The 19682-nt window shown below is 64.0% G+C and carries 16 protein-coding genes; 9 read left to right on the forward strand and 7 right to left on the reverse strand.

Going from position 1 to position 19682, the window contains the following annotated elements; genetic code table 11:
* Positions 1–26 precede the first annotated feature (26 nt).
* From OHD62_RS24835 to OHD62_RS24850, 4 genes are all read right to left on the reverse strand, one after another.
* On the reverse strand, positions 27–602 hold the full coding sequence (locus OHD62_RS24835; protein WP_263788160.1) for a TMEM175 family protein: 576 nt from the start codon (positions 600–602) through the stop codon (positions 27–29).
* 61 nt (positions 603–663) lie between these two features.
* A complete protein-coding gene (locus OHD62_RS24840; RefSeq protein ID WP_263788161.1) occupies positions 664–2136 on the reverse strand; it encodes an MATE family efflux transporter in 1473 nt (490 codons plus the stop codon).
* A gap of 112 nt (positions 2137–2248) precedes the next feature.
* Complete coding sequence (locus OHD62_RS24845; RefSeq protein WP_263788163.1) at positions 2249–3730, reverse strand: esterase-like activity of phytase family protein; 1482 nt, start codon at positions 3728–3730, stop codon at positions 2249–2251.
* Positions 3731–3931: 201 nt separating this feature from the next.
* Positions 3932–4633, reverse strand: a complete 702-nt coding sequence (locus OHD62_RS24850; RefSeq protein ID WP_263788165.1) for a response regulator transcription factor — start codon at positions 4631–4633, stop codon at positions 3932–3934.
* Between the two features lie 324 nt (positions 4634–4957).
* Here OHD62_RS24850 and OHD62_RS24855 point away from each other — a divergent pair, with 324 nt between their 5' ends.
* Entirely contained in the window at positions 4958–7516 is a 2559-nt protein-coding gene (locus tag OHD62_RS24855; protein WP_263788167.1) for a PAS domain-containing sensor histidine kinase, read from the forward strand.
* On the forward strand, positions 7513–8226 hold the full coding sequence (locus OHD62_RS24860) for a response regulator (RefSeq protein ID WP_263788169.1): 714 nt from the start codon (positions 7513–7515) through the stop codon (positions 8224–8226). The genes OHD62_RS24855 and OHD62_RS24860 overlap by 4 nt, the downstream gene beginning before the upstream one ends.
* A gap of 62 nt (positions 8227–8288) precedes the next feature.
* On the opposite strand, the gene OHD62_RS24865 is transcribed toward OHD62_RS24860, so the two are convergent.
* Positions 8289–8972 carry a cation transporter gene (locus OHD62_RS24865; RefSeq protein WP_263788171.1) on the reverse strand — a complete coding sequence of 228 codons (684 nt, stop codon included), beginning with the start codon at positions 8970–8972 and terminating at the stop codon, positions 8289–8291.
* A gap of 249 nt (positions 8973–9221) precedes the next feature.
* On the opposite strand from OHD62_RS24865, the gene OHD62_RS24870 reads away from it, so the two are divergent.
* Positions 9222–9686, forward strand: coding sequence for a hypothetical protein (locus OHD62_RS24870; RefSeq protein WP_263788173.1), 465 nt, complete (start codon positions 9222–9224; stop codon positions 9684–9686).
* Between the two features lie 176 nt (positions 9687–9862).
* The gene (locus OHD62_RS24875) at positions 9863–10678 is read left to right on the forward strand and encodes an ADYC domain-containing protein (protein WP_263788175.1); all 816 of its coding nucleotides are present in this window, start codon (positions 9863–9865) and stop codon (positions 10676–10678) included.
* Between the two features lie 22 nt (positions 10679–10700).
* On the opposite strand, the gene OHD62_RS24880 is transcribed toward OHD62_RS24875, so the two are convergent.
* Positions 10701–11726 carry a LacI family DNA-binding transcriptional regulator gene (locus OHD62_RS24880; protein WP_263788176.1) on the reverse strand — a complete coding sequence of 342 codons (1026 nt, stop codon included), beginning with the start codon at positions 11724–11726 and terminating at the stop codon, positions 10701–10703.
* 193 nt (positions 11727–11919) lie between these two features.
* On the opposite strand from OHD62_RS24880, the gene OHD62_RS24885 reads away from it, so the two are divergent.
* The 5 genes from OHD62_RS24885 to OHD62_RS24905 all read left to right on the forward strand — a co-directional run bounded on the left by OHD62_RS24885 (position 11920) and on the right by OHD62_RS24905 (position 16889).
* Positions 11920–12939 (forward strand): Gfo/Idh/MocA family protein, encoded by a 1020-nt coding sequence (locus OHD62_RS24885; RefSeq protein ID WP_263788178.1) that lies wholly within the window; start codon positions 11920–11922, stop codon positions 12937–12939.
* A 14-nt stretch (positions 12940–12953) separates the two neighbouring features.
* Positions 12954–13862 (forward strand): sugar phosphate isomerase/epimerase family protein, encoded by a 909-nt coding sequence (locus OHD62_RS24890; protein ID WP_263788180.1) that lies wholly within the window; start codon positions 12954–12956, stop codon positions 13860–13862.
* Between the two features lie 81 nt (positions 13863–13943).
* Positions 13944–14957 (forward strand): substrate-binding domain-containing protein, encoded by a 1014-nt coding sequence (locus tag OHD62_RS24895; protein WP_107650461.1) that lies wholly within the window; start codon positions 13944–13946, stop codon positions 14955–14957.
* 88 nt (positions 14958–15045) lie between these two features.
* Positions 15046–15843: an ATP-binding cassette domain-containing protein gene (locus OHD62_RS24900; RefSeq protein ID WP_263788182.1), complete on the forward strand. Its 798-nt coding sequence runs from the start codon at positions 15046–15048 to the stop codon at positions 15841–15843.
* Positions 15840–16889, forward strand: coding sequence for an ABC transporter permease (locus OHD62_RS24905; RefSeq protein WP_263788184.1), 1050 nt, complete (start codon positions 15840–15842; stop codon positions 16887–16889). Before OHD62_RS24900 ends, OHD62_RS24905 begins: the two co-directional genes overlap by 4 nt.
* Before the next feature lie 15 nt (positions 16890–16904).
* On the opposite strand, the gene OHD62_RS24910 is transcribed toward OHD62_RS24905, so the two are convergent.
* Complete coding sequence (locus OHD62_RS24910) at positions 16905–19583, reverse strand: ATP-dependent helicase (protein ID WP_263788187.1); 2679 nt, start codon at positions 19581–19583, stop codon at positions 16905–16907.
* Positions 19584–19682 lie beyond the last annotated feature (99 nt).

Genomic DNA, 19682 nt, shown 5'->3' on the forward strand with positions numbered 1-19682 from the left:
GGACAGGTGGGGCAAACCCTCCGGATCTATTTCTCGATCATCCGCTCGAATCGCCTGTCTGGAACGAACCAGACGAGAGCAACCAGGACGTAGATGGCGACGCCGATCCACTGGTTGACGAAGGTGAGCAGGACACCGGCAATGTAAAGTGCCAGCGAAATCTTGCCCTTGCTGTCGTGGCCGACGGCTCTTGCGAAGGTCGTGTCGGCGCCATGCAGGTGGCGCAGCTTGCTGACCAGGATCGTGTAGGCGACCGCGCAAAGGACAAGGTCGACGCCGTAAACAGCGACCGGCACCGGCGCGAAGTGGTTTTCGCCCATGAAGGCGGTTGTCACCGGCATAAGCGACAGCCAGAACAGAAGGTTGAGGTTTGCCCACAAGACGCCACCGTCGACGCGCTGCACGGTGTGGAACATGTTGTGGAGATTGTTCCAGTAAATGCCGACATTGATGAAAGACAGGACATAGCTGAAGAAAACGGGCCATAGCGGCGCCAGGGTGGAAAAATCCTCGCCATGCGGCACCTTCAGTTCCAGCACCATGATGGTGATGATGATGGCGACGACGCCATCGGTGAATGCCTCGACCCTGCCTTTGCCCATGATTTTCCCCCGCTGCGCCTAGTCCAGTCTAGAGTCCATGTCGGAGGAAAGGCGGCGGATTTCAGCCATTCGGCGTCTCGGGTGCCATGTTGGCGCGCTCGCGCGGCACGCCGAGGCCGGTGTCAGGCGGTTCACCTGCTGCCGGCCTGTCCTCGATCATGTGCATGGTGCGCCAGCGGCCGAAGCGATAATAGGCGGCGGCGAGCAGGAGCGAGGTTAGCGAGCCGGCGGGAAAGCTCCACCACAGCGCTTCCTCGCCGATGACGCTCCGGAAGAAATAGGCAAAGCCGGTGCGCACGATCAGCACCGAGATCACCAGAATGATCAGCGGCGGCATCACAGCACCGGTGGCGCGCACTGTGGCGAAGAGCACGATCGTGATGCCGAACAGGATAAACGACCAGGACGCGACATTGTTGATGTGGGCGGCGATGTCGATGGCAGCGCTGTCGCTGCTGAGGAACAGGCTGAGCACCGGGCGGTCGAAGACGAACAGCAACGCGACCAGCGCGCCGGTCAGCACCAGGTTGAAGCCGACGCCGGACATGGCGATGTGGCCGATCCGGTCCCAGCGGCCGGCGCCGACGTTTTGCGCCGCCATCGAGGAGACCGCGGCGCCGATCGCCAGCGCCGGCATCTGGATATAGGTCCAGAGCTGGGCCGCGATGCCGTAGGCCGCCGCGACCCGCGAGCCGTAGGAATTGACCATGCCCATCACTGTCAGCGCCGCGACCGAGATGACGATCATCTGCAGGCCCATCGGTACGCCCTTGAAGACGACGATGCGCAGCAGCGCCGGGTCCGGCCGCAGCAGGGCGAGGTCGGCGCCGGCCAGCCGCAGCGGGTGCTTGCGCGCATAGAGCACGGCGAGAATAGCGATGACGCTCACCGTCTGGCCGATCAGCGTCGCGGTCGCAGATCCGGCGATGCCGAGCTCGGGGAACGGGCCGATGCCGCGGATGAGCAGCGGGTTCAAGACGATGTCTAGCACGACGGCCAGCGCCATGAAGACAAACGGCGTGCGCGAATCGCCGGCGCCACGCAGCACCGTCATGACGAAGGAGAGCAGGTTCATCATCGGCACGGCGAGGAAGATGATGCGCAAATAGGAACGGGCGAGCGGCAAGGCATCGGCCGGCGTGCTGAGCGCGTTAAGGATGGCGTCGACCCAGATCCAGCCGCAGACCGCGAACACCACCGAGACGGCAAAGAAGAAGGTGGCGCTGGTGCCGACGATGCGCCGGGCCTCCGGCAGATTGCGGGCACCGACCGATTGCGCGACCAGGATGGTGGCCGCCATGCCGATGCCGAAAACCGTGCCGAGGATGAGGAACAGAACGAGGTTGGCGTTGGAGGTCGCCGTCAACGCCGCCTCGCCGAGGAAGCGGCCGACCCAGACGGCATTGATCGAACCGTTCAGCGATTGCAGTACGTTGGACCCGAGCACCGGCAGCGCGAACAGCAAAAGCGTGTGTGGGATCGGGCCACTGATGAGGTCGCCGGTGCGCCGGCGCGTGGGCATCTTCTCGTCCATGGCGGGCAGCTCGGCAAAAGGCTCAACTGAAACAGGCCCGCGATGATATCGCAGGCCTGTTTCCTATGCACCTTTTCCGGCCAGGGCGGGTGCACCCGCCGGCATGGCGGAGCTAGTTCGCGACGAGGCTGTTTCCCGAAAGGCCGGGCAGCGTCACCTGATAGACCAGGAACATGGTGTCGACATCGGCACCGTCTTCAGCCTTGTAGGGCGCGCCGACCTGGAAACCGTCCTGGGTCATGAAGTCGTTGTCGTTGGCAACGAACAGGAAATAGTCGTTGGGCAGCTTCGGATCGAGCACGCTGACCAGCGACATGGCTTCCCATTTCTCCGACAGGTTATCCTTGTCGTTCGGCTTGCCATTGTGCAGGCCGAAGCGGCCAAGTTCGGCCTTGTCGTTGAGGTCGATGAACGGCGTCAGCTTGGCCGGCGTCACCGACGGGTCGGGCACGCCCTTGGGCGCCACCGGTTTGTCGGCGGCGTCGAAGGCGCCACCGGCGATGTCCGTCGCGGCGGAGAGATCAACGATGTCGATCTTGCGATAGAGCGACTCGTCGCCCTTCAAGCCCTGGCCGTTACCGCTGTCGCGCGCCAGCATCAGGAAGGTCTTGTCGGACAGCGCGACGATCTCGCTTTGTGCCGCAACCTTGGTCTTGTCCTTAGCATCCTTGAACACCGGCAGCGGCACGACATATTCATGCACCAGCTTGAGGTGGCCGAGGTCCGAAGCGTCGTAGACCAGGGCGCGGGTGTTCTGGCGCGTCGCCGGCGAGTCGCCGCCGTCCTGCCTCGGCGCCGATTGCAGCACCGCGATCAGGAACTTGCCGTCCGGCGTCATCGCCATGCCTTCGAGGCCCTGGTTGTTCTGGCGGCCGGTTTCGGGATCCTTCGGATCGGGCTCGGCGGCACCCGGGCCCGGATTGTCCGAGGCAAAATTCGGTTTGCCATGGCGCGTCGGCACCAGGGCGGCCGGCGGCTGCGTGGCCGACATCAGATGGCCATCGGCCGAGAAACGGTAAATGTTCGGGCCGTATTCGTCGGAGATGAACATGGTGCCGTCTGGCAGCCGCACGATCGCCTCGTTGTCGAGCGCCAGCTTGCCATTGTCGGCCTGCGGCAGCATCGGCATGTCGCCGCTTGCTGCGCGCACGCCGTTGAGCGGGTCGAGGCCGGTTGCGCCGGCATTCTTGTCGTCGGTGAGCAGCATGGTGTCGGCGAGAGTAGCCTTTAGGCCCGACTGTTCCTGGCCAGCAGCGGGTGCTGCGCCAGGTGCTACGGGCGCAAGCTCGATGGTGATGGTGTTGAGGCGCGGCCGGTAGTCAGTGGTGCCGACGACATTGTAGCCGCGATCCGGCAGCAGCCAGAGCGAACCCTTGTAGCCGGTGGCGTCATGCGTCCAGCCCTTGGCGTCGATCGACATGCCGGAGCCGGAGCCGAAGGTCTCGCCGAACTTGTCCTTCTGGCTGGCCGGAATGCGGCCGACGCCGACCAGTCCCTTGTTGACATAGGCGGTGCCGTCGGCGAGCGCCGGGGTGAGGGCGGTGAACAAAGCGAGCGCGACGCCGAGCGAGGCGGTTCGGTACAGATTTGTCATGGATATCCCCTTTGTGACGAAGCGTGCCGGAGCGGGCGCAACCTTTACAGGGCGTCGCATCGATGATGCGCCCTTCCACAGAGCGGTCTAGGACGCGAACATGATACTTGCGTGACAGGAGGCGCTTGTTCCTATCCGGCAGAACGGGCGAGGGGCATCGGCGCCCTTCCGCATACTTTTGGCTGTTGCCGGTAGCTGCCTTCACCCTCGCGGGTACAGATATCCCGCCCCACGGATCGTCTTGATCAGCTCCGGCTTGGTCGGATCCTTTTCGAGCCGGCGGCGCAGCCGGGTGATGCGGCTGTCGATGCTGCGATCAAAGGGTTCATCGCCCCTTGGCGGTGCAAGGTTGAGCAGTTCGTCGCGACCGATGACCTGACCGGGCCGGGTGGCGAAAGCCGCCACCAGATCAAGCTCCATCGGCGTAAGCGATATTGTCCGGCCTTCTGCATCGCTGAGGTCTCGCCGATCCGCATCGAACACATAGGTCCCGAAGGCGAAATGCCGGGCGGGCAGCACGCCTGCATTGTTCGCGCGCTTTGGCCTGCGCCTGCGCAGCACCGCGGCGATCCGCGCTTCCAGCTCGACCGGAGCAAAGGGTTTTGCGAGATAGTCGTCCGCGCCGACTTCGAGGCCTGCCACCTTGTCGAAGACTGAATCGGCTCCCGTCAGCATCAGAATGCCGGTGTCGTGATGCTCGCGCAGCCAGCGGGCCAGGCTGAAGCCGTTCTCACCCGGCATGTTGAGATCGAGAACGACAAGATCGGGTTTCGTCGCCGCGATGGCTTCGCGCAATTCGGCGCCGCCGGATGCCGTGCGTATCTGATAGCCTTTCGCCTGCAAATAGTCGGCGATCATGAAAGCCACGTCGGTCTCGTCGTCTACGACAATGATGTCGGCCATGCGTTCCCCCGCGGCGAGCGACGCGCCAAAGGTACAGGGCATTCGCCGCGGGTCAACCGCGGGGATGGCCTGCCTGCCTGCGATTTCGGGTCGGCTCGACACAATTGAAACAATGGAAGCCGAGAAAACCGGCTCGCGGCATCATGGCGACATCGTTGTGAAACGTCGGTGCCGTTGTCTGTCCAACAACGTCGAAGCGACGGAGCACGCGTTGCCCACGTCCTCGCGCGATCGTCGACTTGACAGGCCGGGGCCTGATCAGTCCACTGGCCGGCACGGAAACAGAACCGTCGCGACGGCGCATCCGTCTGTGGAGATCTCGCCTTGCCGACCTCCTGGAACCAGCTCTTGTCCCGGCGTTACGCACTGACGATGGCCGCCCTGCCTCTCATATTGCTTGTCGCCGGTCTTGGCCTGCATCAGTCTCACAGCCGGCAAGCTTCGCTGCTTCCCTACGCGATCATCTTAGCCGGCTTGCTGGTCTTCCTTTTCGCTGTGCACAGGATAGTTCTGCGTGAATTCGGGCGACCGGCGATCCTGCAGGGGTTTGGCGGCGACGCCGCCGAGCAAAGACTTACCCGAAAGGCGTTGGAGGAAAGCGAGCAGCGCTACCGCAGTCTCGTCGAAACGCAGACAGAGTTTGTCATGCGCATGTTGCCCGATGGCCATCTGACATTCGTCAATGAAGCGTATTGCCGTTATTGCGACATGCCTCGAGAGCAATTGCTCGATCCGGCGTGGTGCGACCTCGACCAGCTCACGGATGACGAGCGCGCCCGATTTCTTGCCCATGTTGCGCGTCTTACGCCGCAGGATCCGGTTGCCGCTATCGAGCTGAAGGTGGAGCGGCCAAACCGTGGCTGGACCTGGGCAGCCTGGACCGATCGCGGCATTTTCGACGAAAACGGCAAGCTCGTTGAAATCCAGTCGGTAGGACGGGACGTCACCGAGCAAAAACTTGCCCGTCTGGCGCTGGAGGCCAGCGAACAGCGATACCGCAGCGTGGTCGAGCTGCAGACGGAGTTCGTGGTCCGAATGTCGCCGGACGGCTATTTGAGCTTCGTCAACGATGCCTATTGCCGGGCATGCCGGATGACCCGCGAACAGCTTCTCGATCCATCCTGGTGCGAACTCGATGTGCTGCCGCCCGACGAACGACGCCGGTTTTTGGAGCATCTTGCCCGCCTGACCCCCGAGGCGCCGGATGCCTCTATGGAGCTTCTTAATGCGATGCCCGATGGCGCGCGCAGATGGCTTGCCTGGAACGACCATGGCATATTCGACAGCGACGGGCGCCTTGTCGAAGTGCAGTCGGTTGGCCGCGACATCTCCGACCGCGTCCTGGCCGAACAGGCGCGGTTTGAAGCCGAGAAACTTTCGGGAGAAAGGGAGGCGCAATTCCGCGCCATCGCCGAAGGCGTGCCGCTGCCGATCATCATCTCAGCAATCGAAGGACCCGAAATCCTGTTCGTCAACGAACCGGCGCGCAAGACGCTGGGCATCGAGGTCGGCCAGATCGGAGCGGAAGCGATATCGACCTGGGAAGATCGTGCAAGGCGAGACGAACTCCTGCGGCTGTTGCTGAAAGACGGCATCGTCGACGCCTTCGAGGCCGGCATGACCACCACGCAAGGGCCAAGAATCGATACGCTGGTTTCGGCGCGTCTGATCACGCGAGGCGGCCGTTCAGCCATGCTGGCCGCCGTCACCGACATTACCCGCCAGCGGGAAGCCGAGGCCGAGATCGCGCGCCAGCGTGAGACGCTGTACCAGTCGGAAAAGCTCTCCGCGCTCGGCTCGCTGCTGGCCGGCGTGGCGCACGAACTCAACAACCCGCTATCCGTCGTCATCGGCTACAGTTCGATGCTGAAGGAATTCTCGACCGACAGCACCACCGTGGGGCGCGCCGACAAGATCCACGCGGCGGCCGAGCGATGCTCGCGGATCGTGCGGACCTTCCTGGCGATGGCCCGCAAGAAGCCGCCGACAAGAGGCGCCGTCGACATCAACGAAGTCGTCGCCGCTTCGCTGGAGCTTGCCGCCTACGGCCTGCGTTCGGCAGGGGTCGAAATCCGCACCGAATTGGAGGAGCCGCTTCCCAATATCTGGGGCGACAGGGACCAGCTGCATCAGGTGATCACCAACCTCGTGGTGAATGCGCAGCAGGCCTTGCTGCAGGTTCCGCACCCACGGCGGCTGACCATCGTCACCACCGGGGAGGGCGATGTCGTCGAGGTCCTTGTTGCCGACAATGGTCCAGGGATGCCGGAAGCCGTCCGCGCGCGCGCCTTCGAACCGTTCTACACGACCAAACTGGCCGGCGAAGGCACCGGGGTCGGATTGTCCGTCTGTCAGGGCATCGTGAGCGCTCATGACGGCAGCATTGAGCTGGATACGGCGGAGGGCGGCGGCGCCAGGTTCACCGTCCGGCTTCCGAGCGGCAGGACCGAGACGGTTCCTGCGCCCGAGACCGCCGGAAGGATACCGCCGGCGCCGGCGGCTGCACGAATTCTGGTGGTCGACGACGATGCCGACATTGCCTCGATGATCGCCGAGATGCTGCGCCGCGACGGCCACGACGTCACTATCGCTGACGATGCGAATGCCGCCCTCAAGGCGGTGCGCGAGGATGGAATCGACCTGCTAATCAGCGACATACGCATGCCTGGCCTCGACGGTCCCGGGCTCTATCGCGCGCTGGAAGAATTGCGTCCCGGGCTCACCCGCCGATTGCTGTTCGTGACCGGCGACACGCTGGCGCCGGAGATCGACCGCTTCATCGGCGAGACAGGCGCGCCGGTGATCGAGAAGCCGCTCGATCCGCAAACCTTTCGCAGGCTTGTGATGGAACGCCTGGGAGCAATGGAAAAGGCCGAAGCGTGACAAGACAGAAATTGCTTATCGTCGACGACGAAGCGCCCTTGCGCGAGATGCTGTGCGACTACCTGCCGGTACACGGCTTCGATGTCCGGGCTGTTGCGGATGGTGCCGGCATGCACACCGAGCTTGACCGCTTTGGCCCCGATCTCGTCATTCTCGATGTCAATCTCATCGGCGAAAGCGGCTACGATCTCGCACGCGAAATCGCTAGGCGCAGCCGCGCCGGAATCCTGATGCTGACCGCCGTCGGCGACCTGCCGCATCGTCTGGAAGGTCTCGCCGCCGGGGCGGACGACTATATGGCAAAACCGTTCGAGCCGCGCGAACTCCTGGCGCGGGTGAGGAGCGTCATCCGGCGCCTGGGCGAGGAAGAGCGGACGCCGGCAAGCCGCGTTCGTTTCGGCCGCTGCGTGCTCGATATGGCCGGCCGCACGATGGTCGATCCGGATGGCGCCGATGTGCAGTTGACGTCCATGGAATTCGACCTGCTGTGCGTGTTCGCGCGCCATCCCCGGCAGATATTGTCGCGCGACCAGCTTTGCCGGCTCGCGCACAACAGGGACCTCGAGCCGGGTGACCGGAGCATCGATATCCGCATCACCCGACTGCGCAAGAAGTTCGAGGCCGAGCCCGATGCTCCGGCGGTCCTGGTGACGGTTCGGGGCGAAGGTTATGTCTACGAGCCCGCCCGCGACGAAGGCCGGGGACGGTAGAAAGAGCGCTAGAAGAAGTCGCGAAAGACTGGGCCTTGCGGTCTCGACGGTTCAGAGCGCGTTCACGCGGCCGGTTTGCGCGCCCTGCGGAATTCCCGTCGCAGGCTTCGAACGGTGTCGCGCACGACGGGGATGGTCCAGCGCGCGGTCATCGTCGCGATGAGCAGTCCGGCGACCGGATCGATGAAGCGGGCGATGAGCGTGCCGTGCCAGATCATGGCGGTCGCGAGCGAGACGGCAATGAGCAGGTTCGACGAGAGCTTGTCCGAGAACAGGCAGATTTGTGCGCGAGCCAGCGCCGAAGCGGCAGCCCTGTTGCGGGCCTTCCATCGGCGCAGGATCCAGAAATTGACCACCGCGTAGGCCCCGTTCAGGCTCATGGCGAGAACCACGCCGGAGCCATGCGGTTCGACACCGCCGACTGCGATGCGCTGAATAGCGACGCTGGCGACGACAGCCATGGACAGGCACATGCCGAAGGCGGCGAGCGCGTTGACCAGCGTTTCGGCCAGGGCTGCCCGCCGCTTGCCGATTTTCTTGCTGCCGCCAGCCACAACCAGGACGGAGACCAGCACCAGCATGTCCATCAGCGTCAGCGCGAGATCGGCGCGGATGGTCAGCGAGGTGGACGTCGCTGCCGCGTAGGCGGTCAGCAGCAGGCCAGGCGTGCCCGCCAGCACCGCCAGACGGGCCGTCCGGGCAGCCGCGCCATCCGATCCGTCATTGGTTTTTGGCAAAGCTTGCATCGCCAGAAATCTCCTCGTTCTGGCGTCATCGATGCGGCAGGGATGTTGCGCGGATTTGCCGATTTGCCGGCTGAAGGTTTCCTTTGTGTCGCCGTGACGTGCGCGCCGGTGCAGTGCCCGGACGGATCGCCACAACTGAAACAATTCGGAGGAATTCGGCATTCGTCCGAAACAGTCGGGAGCGAGAAGTCGCGCCATGGAGCGAACCCGACGGGACGGCTCCGCTGAAAAAACGAAAAAGGAAATCAAATGTATCGTTTCAAGACTTATCTGGCCGCTGCCTCGGCAATGGCCTGCCTCGTCGCACCGGCCAGCGCCGACTGGCCGGTCACCGGCGGGAATGGCAAATCGCTGAACGGCCTGATGCAGAATTCGCTGACCAGCAACTCGTTGACCAGCAATTCGCTGACCAGTAATGGCCTCGGCGTCTATGCACTGAACGGCGTGCATGCCGAGGGCATCGTTCTGGTGAAGAGTCTCGCTCCGGCCGGCAAGTCCATCGTCGACCCGAACGTGCGCTCCATCATCGACCCGAACATCCGCAATCGCACCGGCTCTGTCGTCGACCCGAACGATCGCAACTTGCCGGCCGTGCAGAAGGGCAATGTCCAATCCTTGACCGGCAAGCAGAGCAACGGCCTTCCGTCTGGTCATAGCGTTGGCGGCGGCGATGGGAGCAGCCATGACCGGCCGACCCCCTCACCGAGGCGCTAGGGTCCGGCCCCCAGGCGTTCGCTGACAATGGAACGGATGGCTTCGCGCCCTCCGTTCTCTGTCAAACAATAGCACCGGAGGCGCCGGCCCTTGGCTGTGCTTCATCAACCATTCGCAAGACCTGTCGTCAGGAGCCAACAATGTCACACCGCTTTGCCCATATTGGTCGCCGAGCATTGGTCGCCATCGCCGCAGCCGTTTCCAGCATGGCTGTTGTACCCTCCGTCGAGGCCGGGAGCGGACAAGAAATCAGCTCGATTTCCGTCGTCGGCACACGGTTCGAAGTGACGACAGACGATGGTCGCATTGTCCCTCAGAACGATCTCGTCGGTGCCGTTCTGACGATCGGCGACGGAAATGACCAGGTGCCATTGCGCATTGATGCGGTCGAGACCGACCCCCACAATCTGGATGGAGCGATCATGCTCTACGCCATGTCAAGCCGCGACGCGGCAACCGGCGAATGGCGCAACATCTGCGAACCGGATATCGAAGGGCGGCGGATGGGCTTTCCGCTTGCCGGCACCTGGACGCCGGACGGTCGCCATCTGCCGTCCGATACGGCCTTCAGCATCACCTGCACCGGCGGTGCTCAGGCGAAATGCGTGCGCTTTGGCTATCGGCCCTGGGAAAAGTCGGCGGACGGTACGTCACTGTGGGATCATCATCAGGCGTGTACCCGCATGATCCGTGCCGACTATTGCGGTGATGGCGTCGGCCACACCCGCAACGGGACGCCGATCGTCATCTACGACCGCAAGGGTATCCAGCAGGACGAGGCCGCGCCGGATATGTCGTTCGAGGCGGCGTGGGGTGTGGGCGGCGCGCTTTGCGTCAGCCACACGAGAATACGAGATGTGCTGACAATGGAGGGGCTGGCTCGGATCTGCCCTGATGTGCGGCAACTGCCTCAGACACCGGCCTGCGAAAGCCAGGCGGGGGCGCTGATCCTCAACCGTTCAATCGACCAGAGCGGACGGCATACGCCGTAGTAGGCCCGTCAACCGACCGTGATCAATCACTGTCGCGCGCGATCAGCTCCAGCGGCCAGACCTCGCGCATTATCCGCACGCCCTCCGGACCGGCGAAGGCGGGAAGGGATGCGAGCAGCATCTCTGCCAGCCGCCGGCCCATGGGCTCCAGCGACGGACGGAAGGCGGTCAGCGCCGGCGAGAAGTAGCGGCAGAGCGGCGTGTCGACGATGACGATCACCGCGATGTCGTGGCCGGGCCTGATGCCCATCTCGGCCAGCGCCTTGCAGCCGCCGAGCGCCATCGCGTCATTGTTGAAGATGATGGCTGTCGGCCGGTCCTTGGAGATTATCACGCGCGGCGTTACCTGGTAGCCGCCGGCCTCGTTGATGAAGCCGTCGGCGATCAGGCCGGGGTCGACTTTGATGCCGTGCCTCTTCAGCGCCTTGCGGTAGCCGTCGAGGAACAGGTAGCCGAAGTTGAGATCAAGCGAAGGGCGGATGGCGGCAATGCGGCGGTGGCCGCGCGCGACCAGCCGGTCGACGGCTTCATCACCCGCCCTCTCGAAATCGATATCGAGCGAAGGATAGGTGTCGCCGCCGGATTGACTTCGGCCAAGCGTGGCGAAAGGAAAGCCGGCCTTGCTGAGATAGTCGATCCGATCGTCTTCCCGCCGCGTATTGGCCAACACGACCGCGTCGGCCCGGCGCGTCTCAACCACGCGGCGCAGCCTCTCCTGCTGATATTGGCCGGGCTCACCCATGACGACCATCAGATCTAGGTCATACTCGGCGAGCCGCGCCTGCAGCCCGGTCAGGAACGGGATGAAGAACGGCTCGCCATATTGCTGGTCGCCGGGATGCGGTTGCAGCATGAAGGCGATTGAACGGGTGGCGCCCTGGCGCAGGCTACGGCCCGACTGGTTGGGCGAATAGTTGAGCTCCCTGGCGGCTTCCAGCACGCGCTGGCGCGTCTCCGCATTGACATCGGCGCGGCCGTTGAGCGCGCGCGACACGGTGCCGATCGAAATGTTCAGGTGACGCGCTAGGTCGTGAATGCTGGACGCCAAAGGACGGTTCTCCCCCTTTCTTGGCTAGCACCGGCAGCCGCACAGGCCAAGGATGAAGACGACTTTTTTGCGGCTGGCCAATTGACATTCTACGCCATCAGGTGTGTTGTCGTAAACGTTTACGGAAAAACGTTTACGGTAATGCCGTGAATGCCGTGACTTCGGTCTGGAGGGACCGAACGGGAGGAGTTGGATGATGGATGCCGTCCTGGTCGGCTGCGGTGCGATGAGCAAGCAATGGCTCGACGCCGCAAGGCAGGTCGAAGGGCTCAGGGTTGTCGGCCTTGTCGATCTCGACGCCGAGCGGGCGAGGGCACGGGCGCATGAATACGGGCTTGCCGGCGCCGTCATCGGTACCAGCCTCGACGCCATTCTCGACCAGACCAAGCCGCAAGCGGTGTTCGATGTCGTGGTTCCCGCCGCCCGGCGTGATGTCGCGCTTTCCGCCTTTGCCCATCACTGTCATCTGCTGACTGAGAAGCCGCTCGCCGACAGTCCGGACAATGCGCGCGCCATCGTCGAAGCCGCGCGCCGTGCCGGGCGCGTTCATGCCGTCGTCCAGAACCGCCGCTATGTCGCCAATGTCAGGCGCATCAGGCGTTTTCTCTCCTCCGGCGCCATCGGGGCGCCAACCAGCATCCATGCCGACTTCTTCATCGCCCCGCATTTTGGCGGCTTTCGCGAGGAGATGGCCCATGTCCTGCTGCTCGACATGGCGATCCATACGTTCGACGCCGCTCGCTATATGGTCGGCGGCGAGCCGGTGAGCGTCTATTGCCAGGAGTGGGAACCGGCCAATTCCTGGTACCGGCAGGGGTCGTCGGCCAGCGCTGTCTTCGATCTCGGTGGCGGCAGACTGTTCACCTATGCCGGCTCCTGGTGCGCCGTAGGCTTCCGCACCAGTTGGGAGAGCACCTGGCGCATCGTCGCCGAGCGCGGCAGTCTGCTCTGGGACGGCAATAACGATCTGAGGGCAGAGGTCGTGCTGCCGGTCCGTGACGGTCTTTTGGACCAAACCCAACCCATCGAAGTGCCGCCGCTCGACCCTGCCGACCGCATTGATGGTCATCTCGGCATCATCAGGGATTTCATGCACGCCATTGAGACCGGCAGCGAGCCGGAAACGCGCGGCTCGGACAATATAAAGAGCCTGGCCATGGTTTTTGGCGCGATCGAAAGCGCGGAAACCGGGCGCCGCGTGGCGATCGCATAGCTCGAGGACGCACAATGATGCCAAACCCGCTTCTCGACATCAGGATCGGCACCATGGTGCGGGCCAATCTCGACGACCCGGCCGCCTATATCAAGCAGATCCTGCCGCTCGGTTTCGAGAGCATCCAGCCTTTCTTCTGGCAGACGCTGGGCGGCAAGGATCTGCCAAGGCTCGCCGGCCAGATCCGCGACGCCATCGGCGACGCCGACGTCGTCGTCTCGTCGCTCGGCGTGTTCGGCAATCCGCTGGAGGGCGGCGATGTCGATCAGGGCGTGCTCAAGGCCTGGGAGACCGTCATCGACAATGCGCATCTGTTCGGCGCTTCCACGGTCAGCGGCTTCACCGGCCGCATCCGCGGCAAGAAGCTGACGGACAGCCTGCCGCGCTTCCGCGAGGTCTGGGGGACGCTGGCAAAACGCGCCGCAGACAAGGGCGTGCGCATCGCCTTTGAGAATTGCGCCATGGACGGCAACTGGGCCAGCGGCGACTGGAACATCGCCCACAATCCCGACGCCTGGGAATTGATGTTCAACGAACTGCCGGATGACAATCTCGGTCTGGAATGGGAGCCCTGCCATCAACTCGTCTACCTGATCGATCCGCTGCCGCAAATCCGCAAATGGGCGCCGCGCATCTTCCATGTCCACGGCAAGGACGCGACGGTGCGCTGGGACGTCATCCGCGAGCATGGCGTGTTCGGCCGCCTGCCGTTCGTGCAGATGCGCACGCCGGGCTTCGGCGACAGCGACTGGACGCGGGTGATCAGCGAATTGCGGCTGGCCGGCTACAAGGGCGCCATCGACATCGAGGGCTGGCACGACCCGGTCTATCGCGGCGATCTCGAGATCACCGGGCAGGTGCGGGCGCTGGATTACCTCAAGCAATGCCGGGGAGGTGCCAGTTACTTGCCAAATCCCGCTTGAGGATCGGCTGGCGGGAGGAGCCGCCAGCGAAGCATTCGTCGAAACCCCTCGGCTTGCGAGGGAACAAAGGGAGGAACGTGCATGAGCATCGCGATGAGAACGACAGTTCTGCGCTCGACCGTCGTGGCCGCCGCCACGGCGCTCGCCGCCGCCATCTCCACCTTGCCGGCGCAGGCGCTCGACGCCCAATGGTGCAAGGACGTCCATATCCGCTTCTTTGTCGGCGGCGCCGAGGGCGACGCCTTCGGCACCATCGTCTACAATGGCGCCAAGCAGGCGGCGGCCGATCTCGGACCCAAGGTCGACTACATCTTCTCCCAGTGGGACGTCGAGAAGATGGTGCAGCAATTGCGCGAAGCCGTCGCCGTGAAGCCCAACGGCATCGCCATGATGGGTCATCCGGGCGACGCTTCGATCATGCCGCTGGCCGAACAGGCGCATAAGGACGGCATCAAGATGATGTACCAGAACGTGCCGGTGCCGAAAGTGGTGGAAGCGTTCGGCGGCGGCTATGTCGGCGCCCAGCAGGAGCAGCAAGGCCGGGCGCTCGGCGCCGAGGCGTTCAAGCTGGCCGGGCTCAAGGCCGGCGACAAGGCGATCATGATCGGCCCGTTCGAGAACGAGGCACGCGGCGCGCGCGAGCGCGGCACGGTGGCCGCACTGAAGGAGGCCGGCGTCGAGGTCATCCAGCTGTCGTCGCCGCCGAGCGGTGAGTGGGCATCCGACCCCAATCTGGCGATACCGGTGATCACCGCCGCACTGCTCAACAATCCTGATGTCAAGGCTGTGGGCTATCCCGGCGGACAAATGCTCGGCAACGTTCCGACCTACATGCAGGCGGCGGGCCGAAAGCCAGGCGATATCTTCAATTTCGGCTTCGACACCAGTCCGCAGATCGTCGAGGGCTTCAAGGGCGGCTGGGTGCAACTGACGGCCGACCAGCAGCCGTTCCTGCAGGGCTATCTGCCGATCCTCAGCCTTTGCCAGCAGGTGGTGCTGGGCCTGGCGCCGATGAATGTCGATACCGGGGCCGGCTTCGTCACGCCGCAGAATTACGAGATCGTCGCCGAGCTGGCCAAGCAGGCGCTGCGCTGACCTCCCAAGCCGCCGCCGGCCGGGATCGAGCCCGGCCGGCGGGACCGTCGGCGAAAAGGCCGGCAAGCGACAATCAAGCGAGGATCCGATGGCCGAACGCATCATCGAACTGCGCGACATCAGCAAATCCTACGGTCAGGTCTATGCGCTGGGCGGGGTCAATCTCAGCGTCGACCGCGGCGAGGTGGTCGGCCTGATCGGCGACAATGGCGCCGGCAAGTCGACGCTGATCAAGATCCTGTCCGGCGTGGTCAAGCCGACCAGCGGCGAGATCCTGGTGCGTGGCCAGCCGGTGACCGGATGGAGTGCGGCGCGCTCGCGCGACGCCGGCATCGAGACCGTGTTCCAGGACCGGGCGCTGGCCGTGCAGCAGACTATCGTGCGCAATATCTTCATGGGCCGCGAACTCACCGGCTTTATGGGCTGGCTGAAGGTCAACAAGGAAATCCAGGAGGCAAGCCGGCTGATGCGCGAGATCGGCTTCACCTCGAAAGTGTTCACGCCGCACTCGATCGTCGGCCAGCTCTCGGGCGGCGAGCGCCAGGGCGTGGCGATCGCACGCGCCATCTACAAGAAGGCGGAGCTGATCGTCCTCGACGAGCCGACGACGGCGCTGTCGCTGACCGAGACCGCCAAGGTCTTCCACTTCGTGCGCCAGGTGCGGGCGAGCGGCCGCTCGATCCTGTTCATCGGCCACAACATCCACCACGTCTTCGACATCGCCGATCGCTTCGTCGTGCTGGACCGCGGCAAGGTGGCGCTCACCGCTGACCGCAGCGAGGTCAAGTCGGCCGAAGACCTGATCAACTTCATGGAAGATGTGGCGCATCCCGGCGGATTGCCTGGATTGCACGAGCCCGGCGATGCGGAGCAGCGAGCGCGATGAGCAAGACCATGGAACCCGATCTGCAGAGCCCTCTCGGCGGCACGCATGGCGAAACCGCTGGGAAAGAGTGGAGACACCCGTCCGACAATTGGCTGCGCGGGTTCATCCTCGACAACCGCGCTTCGCTCGGCACGCTTGCCGTGTTCATCGTCATGATGGCGGTGTTCATGATCGCCAACCCGACCGTCTTCACCACCTGGTATCTCTACAGTTCGGTGCTGACTACGCTGCCGGTGGCGCTGTTCGTGGTGGTGCCGCTGGTCTTCGTCGTCACCTGCGGCGAGATCGACCTGTCGTTTCCGGCAACGATGGGTTTTGCCTCATGGGTGTTCGCGCTGGTCGTGCAGGCCGGCTACGATCCGTTTCTCGGCATCGCGGCCGCAATCGTCACCGGCACGCTGCTCGGCTTCCTCGTCGGATCGCTGGTTGTCTATGGCGGGCTGTCATCGCTGATCGCCACGCTCGGCATGAACTTCCTGCTGCGCGGCCTGATCCAGATCATCAATGAGGGCAAGTCGACGGCGCTGACCAGCCTCGCCGATAGCTGGGCCTACAAGATCTTCTCCAGCCAGATCTACGGCATCCCGGTGCAGATCTTCTGGGCCATCGCCTTCGTCGTGCTGTCGGCGCTGCTCTATAACCGCCATCGTTTCGGCGCGCAGGTGAGGGTGGTCGGAGACAACCCCGACAGCGCCCAGCAAATGGGCATCGACGTCAAGCGAGTGCGGGTAAAAGTGTTCGTCTTCGTCGGCATTGGGGCTGCGATCGCCGGCACGTTTTCGGTGATGATCAACTTCACCTGGTGGCCGACGGCGGGTGACGGCTATCTCCTGCCGGTGCTGGCCTCGGTGTTCGTCGGCGGCACGCCAACCTGGGGCGGCATCGGCACCGTCGTCGGCGGCGCCATCGGCGCGGTCACCGTGTCGTTCATCCAGACCGGCGTCGTGGCGGCTGGCCTAAGCGGCTTCTACGTGCAGTTCTTCAACGGGCTGATCATCATCCTGTCGCTGCTCGGTCACAAATGGAACCAGGCGCGATATCGGTGACGGGGGCGGGGACGCTCACACCCCGGTGACAAATCCGTCCAGGACGCGTTTCTGGCCGGCCTTGTCGAAATCGATGGTCAGCTTGTTGCCTTCGATGGCCGAGATGTTGCCGTTGCCGAATTTCTGGTGGAAGACGCGGTCGCCGACATTGAAGGCCGACGGCGTATCGGCGACGGATTTGGCGACCAGCTCGCCGTCGATGGTACGGCCCTTTACGCTGGTGCGGCCGGCGCCATAGCCGGAGTCGGTCTCGCCATAGCCGATGCGCTCGACCTGATGGCCGGAGCGCGAGCCCCAGTTGCGGTCGGTCGCCTCGGTGCGGTTGGCTTGAGCGCGCTGCCAGCCCGGTGTCGCATAGGTGTTGGAGAAGGCGCCGGATTTTTCCGCGCCGACATTGTCAAAGCGCGAGGCGCCATAAGGGTTCTGGCGGCCACCGCGGCCCGAGGCGAACGATCCGCCGCCATAGGAATTGCCGTAGCCGCCATAGGAGTTGCCGCTTTCGGCGACCTCGACATGGGCTTCCGGCAGTTCTTCGAGGAAGCGTGACGGGATGGTCGATTGCCACAGACCGTGGATGCGGCGATTGGAGACGAACCACAGATGCAGGTTCTTCTTGGCGCGGGTCAGCCCGACATAGGCCAGGCGACGTTCTTCCTCCAGCCCGGAGCGGCCGCCTTCGTCCAGTGACCGCTGATGCGGGAACAGGCCTTCCTCCCAGCCGGGCAGAAAAACGGTCTCGAATTCGAGGCCCTTGGCCGAATGCAACGTCATGATGTTGACGGCGTCGAGGGACTCGTTCTGCTCGGCGTCCATGACCAGCGCCACATGTTCGAGGAAGGAGCGCAGCGATTCATACTCCTCCATGGAGCGGATGAGTTCCTTCAAATTCTCCAGCCGGCCGGGCGCTTCGACCGAGCGGTCGTTCTTCCACATGTCGGTATAGCCGCTCTCCTCCAGGATGGTCTCGGCGAGTTCGGTGTGCGGGGTGGTCTCCAGCGCCTTTTGCCAGCGTTCGAAATTGGCCGCGACCTCGCGCAGTGCGGCGCGTGGCTTCGGCTTCAGCTCGTCGCTTTCGGCGAGCTTGGCGGCGGCCTCCAGCATCGGGATGCGGAGCGCGCGCGCCGTATCGTGGATCTGGCGGATGGTGGCTTCGCCAAGCCCGCGCTTTGGCACGTTGACAATGCGCTCGAAGGCAAGGTCATCGGCGCCTTGCGCGACAACGCGGAAGAAGGCCAGCGCGTCGCGAATTTCCATGCGCTCGTAGAAGCGCGGGCCGCCGATGACGCGGTAATTGAGACCGAGCGTGACGAAGCGGTCCTCGAATTCGCGCATCTGGAAGGAGGCGCGCACAAGAATGGCCATGTCGTTCAGATTGTGCTTCTGCCGCTGGTAAGCCTCGATGGTCTCGCCGACGGCGCGCGCCTCTTCTTCCGAATCCCAGGCGGCATGGACATGCACCTTCTCGTCGTCCTCGGCGACCTTTTCGGTGAACAGCGTCTTGCCGAAGCGGCCCTCATTGTGAGCGATCAGATGGGAAGCCGTGCCCAGGATGTGCGCGGTGGAGCGGTAGTTGCGCTCCAGCCTTATGATGGTGGCGCCGGGAAAATCCTTGTCGAAGCGCAGGATGTTGTCGACCTCGGCGCCGCGCCAGCCATAGATGGACTGATCGTCGTCGCCGACGCAGCAAATGTTTACGGTCGCCGGGCGCGGATTTCCCTCCCCCTTGAGGGGAGGGTGGCCGGGCGAAGCCCGGTCGGGTGGGGGCCGGGCGGCAGTGCTCGACGTTTTTGCGGTGCCTTCTGCGGCGACCCCCTCCGCCCGCTTCGCGGGCACCTCCCCCTCAAGGGGGGAGGATTGCGGTCGCTGCGCCAGCAGCCTCAGCCACATGTATTGCGCGGTGTTGGTGTCCTGGTACTCGTCGACGAGGATGTAGCGGAAGCGCTTGTGGTATTCCTTCAGCACATCAGGATAGGCGCGGAATATGCGGATCGGGTGGCAGAGCAGATCGCCGAAATCGCAGGCGTTCAGTGTCTGCAGCCGCTCCTGATAGGCCTTGTAGAGCTCGCGGCCCTTGCCGTTGGCGAAAGAGCGGGCATCGCCCTCGGGGATATCGGCGGGGCCAAGCCCCTTGTTCTTCCAGCCGTCGATCATCTGCGCGAACTGCTTGGCCGGCCAGCGCTTGTCGTCCAGACCTTCGGCCTGGATCAGCTGCTTGATCAGGCGCACGACATCGTCGGTGTCGAGAATGGTGAAGTCGGATTTCAGCCCGGCCAGCTCGGCATGCCGGCGCAACAGCTTGACGCCGATCGAATGGAAGGTGCCGAGCCATGGCATGCCCTCGACATTGCCTTCGCCGATCAGGATGCCGATGCGCTGCTTCATCTCGCGCGCGGCCTTGTTGGTGAAGGTGACGGCAAGGATCTGCGAAGGGAAGGCCTTGCCGGTGGCGAGGATGTGGGCGATGCGGGTGGTGAGCACCCGCGTCTTGCCGGTGCCGGCGCCGGCCAGCACCAGAACCGGGCCTTCGGTCGTTTCCACCGCCAGCCGCTGCTCGGGGTTCAATCCCTGGAGATAGTCGGGCGCATTGTTGTGGCCGCTGCGGGCAGCCATGGCGCGCGCGGCGATGCCGGACGGGGCCGCGGGCCGCGCATTCGGTTCGTCAAAAAAGGGCATGTCTTCCGAAAAGCCGGACATCGCCCCCGAATGTAGTGATTCGGTGGCGAAAGGCCAGAAGTGTCTACGTTTTGTTCCGGTTTGGAAGCCGAATTGCCGATCGCCGTGCGAATATTATCG

Origin of the sequence: Mesorhizobium sp. YC-39, from assembly GCF_025753795.1 — a bacterium.
GTDB lineage: Bacteria > Pseudomonadota > Alphaproteobacteria > Rhizobiales > Rhizobiaceae > Mesorhizobium.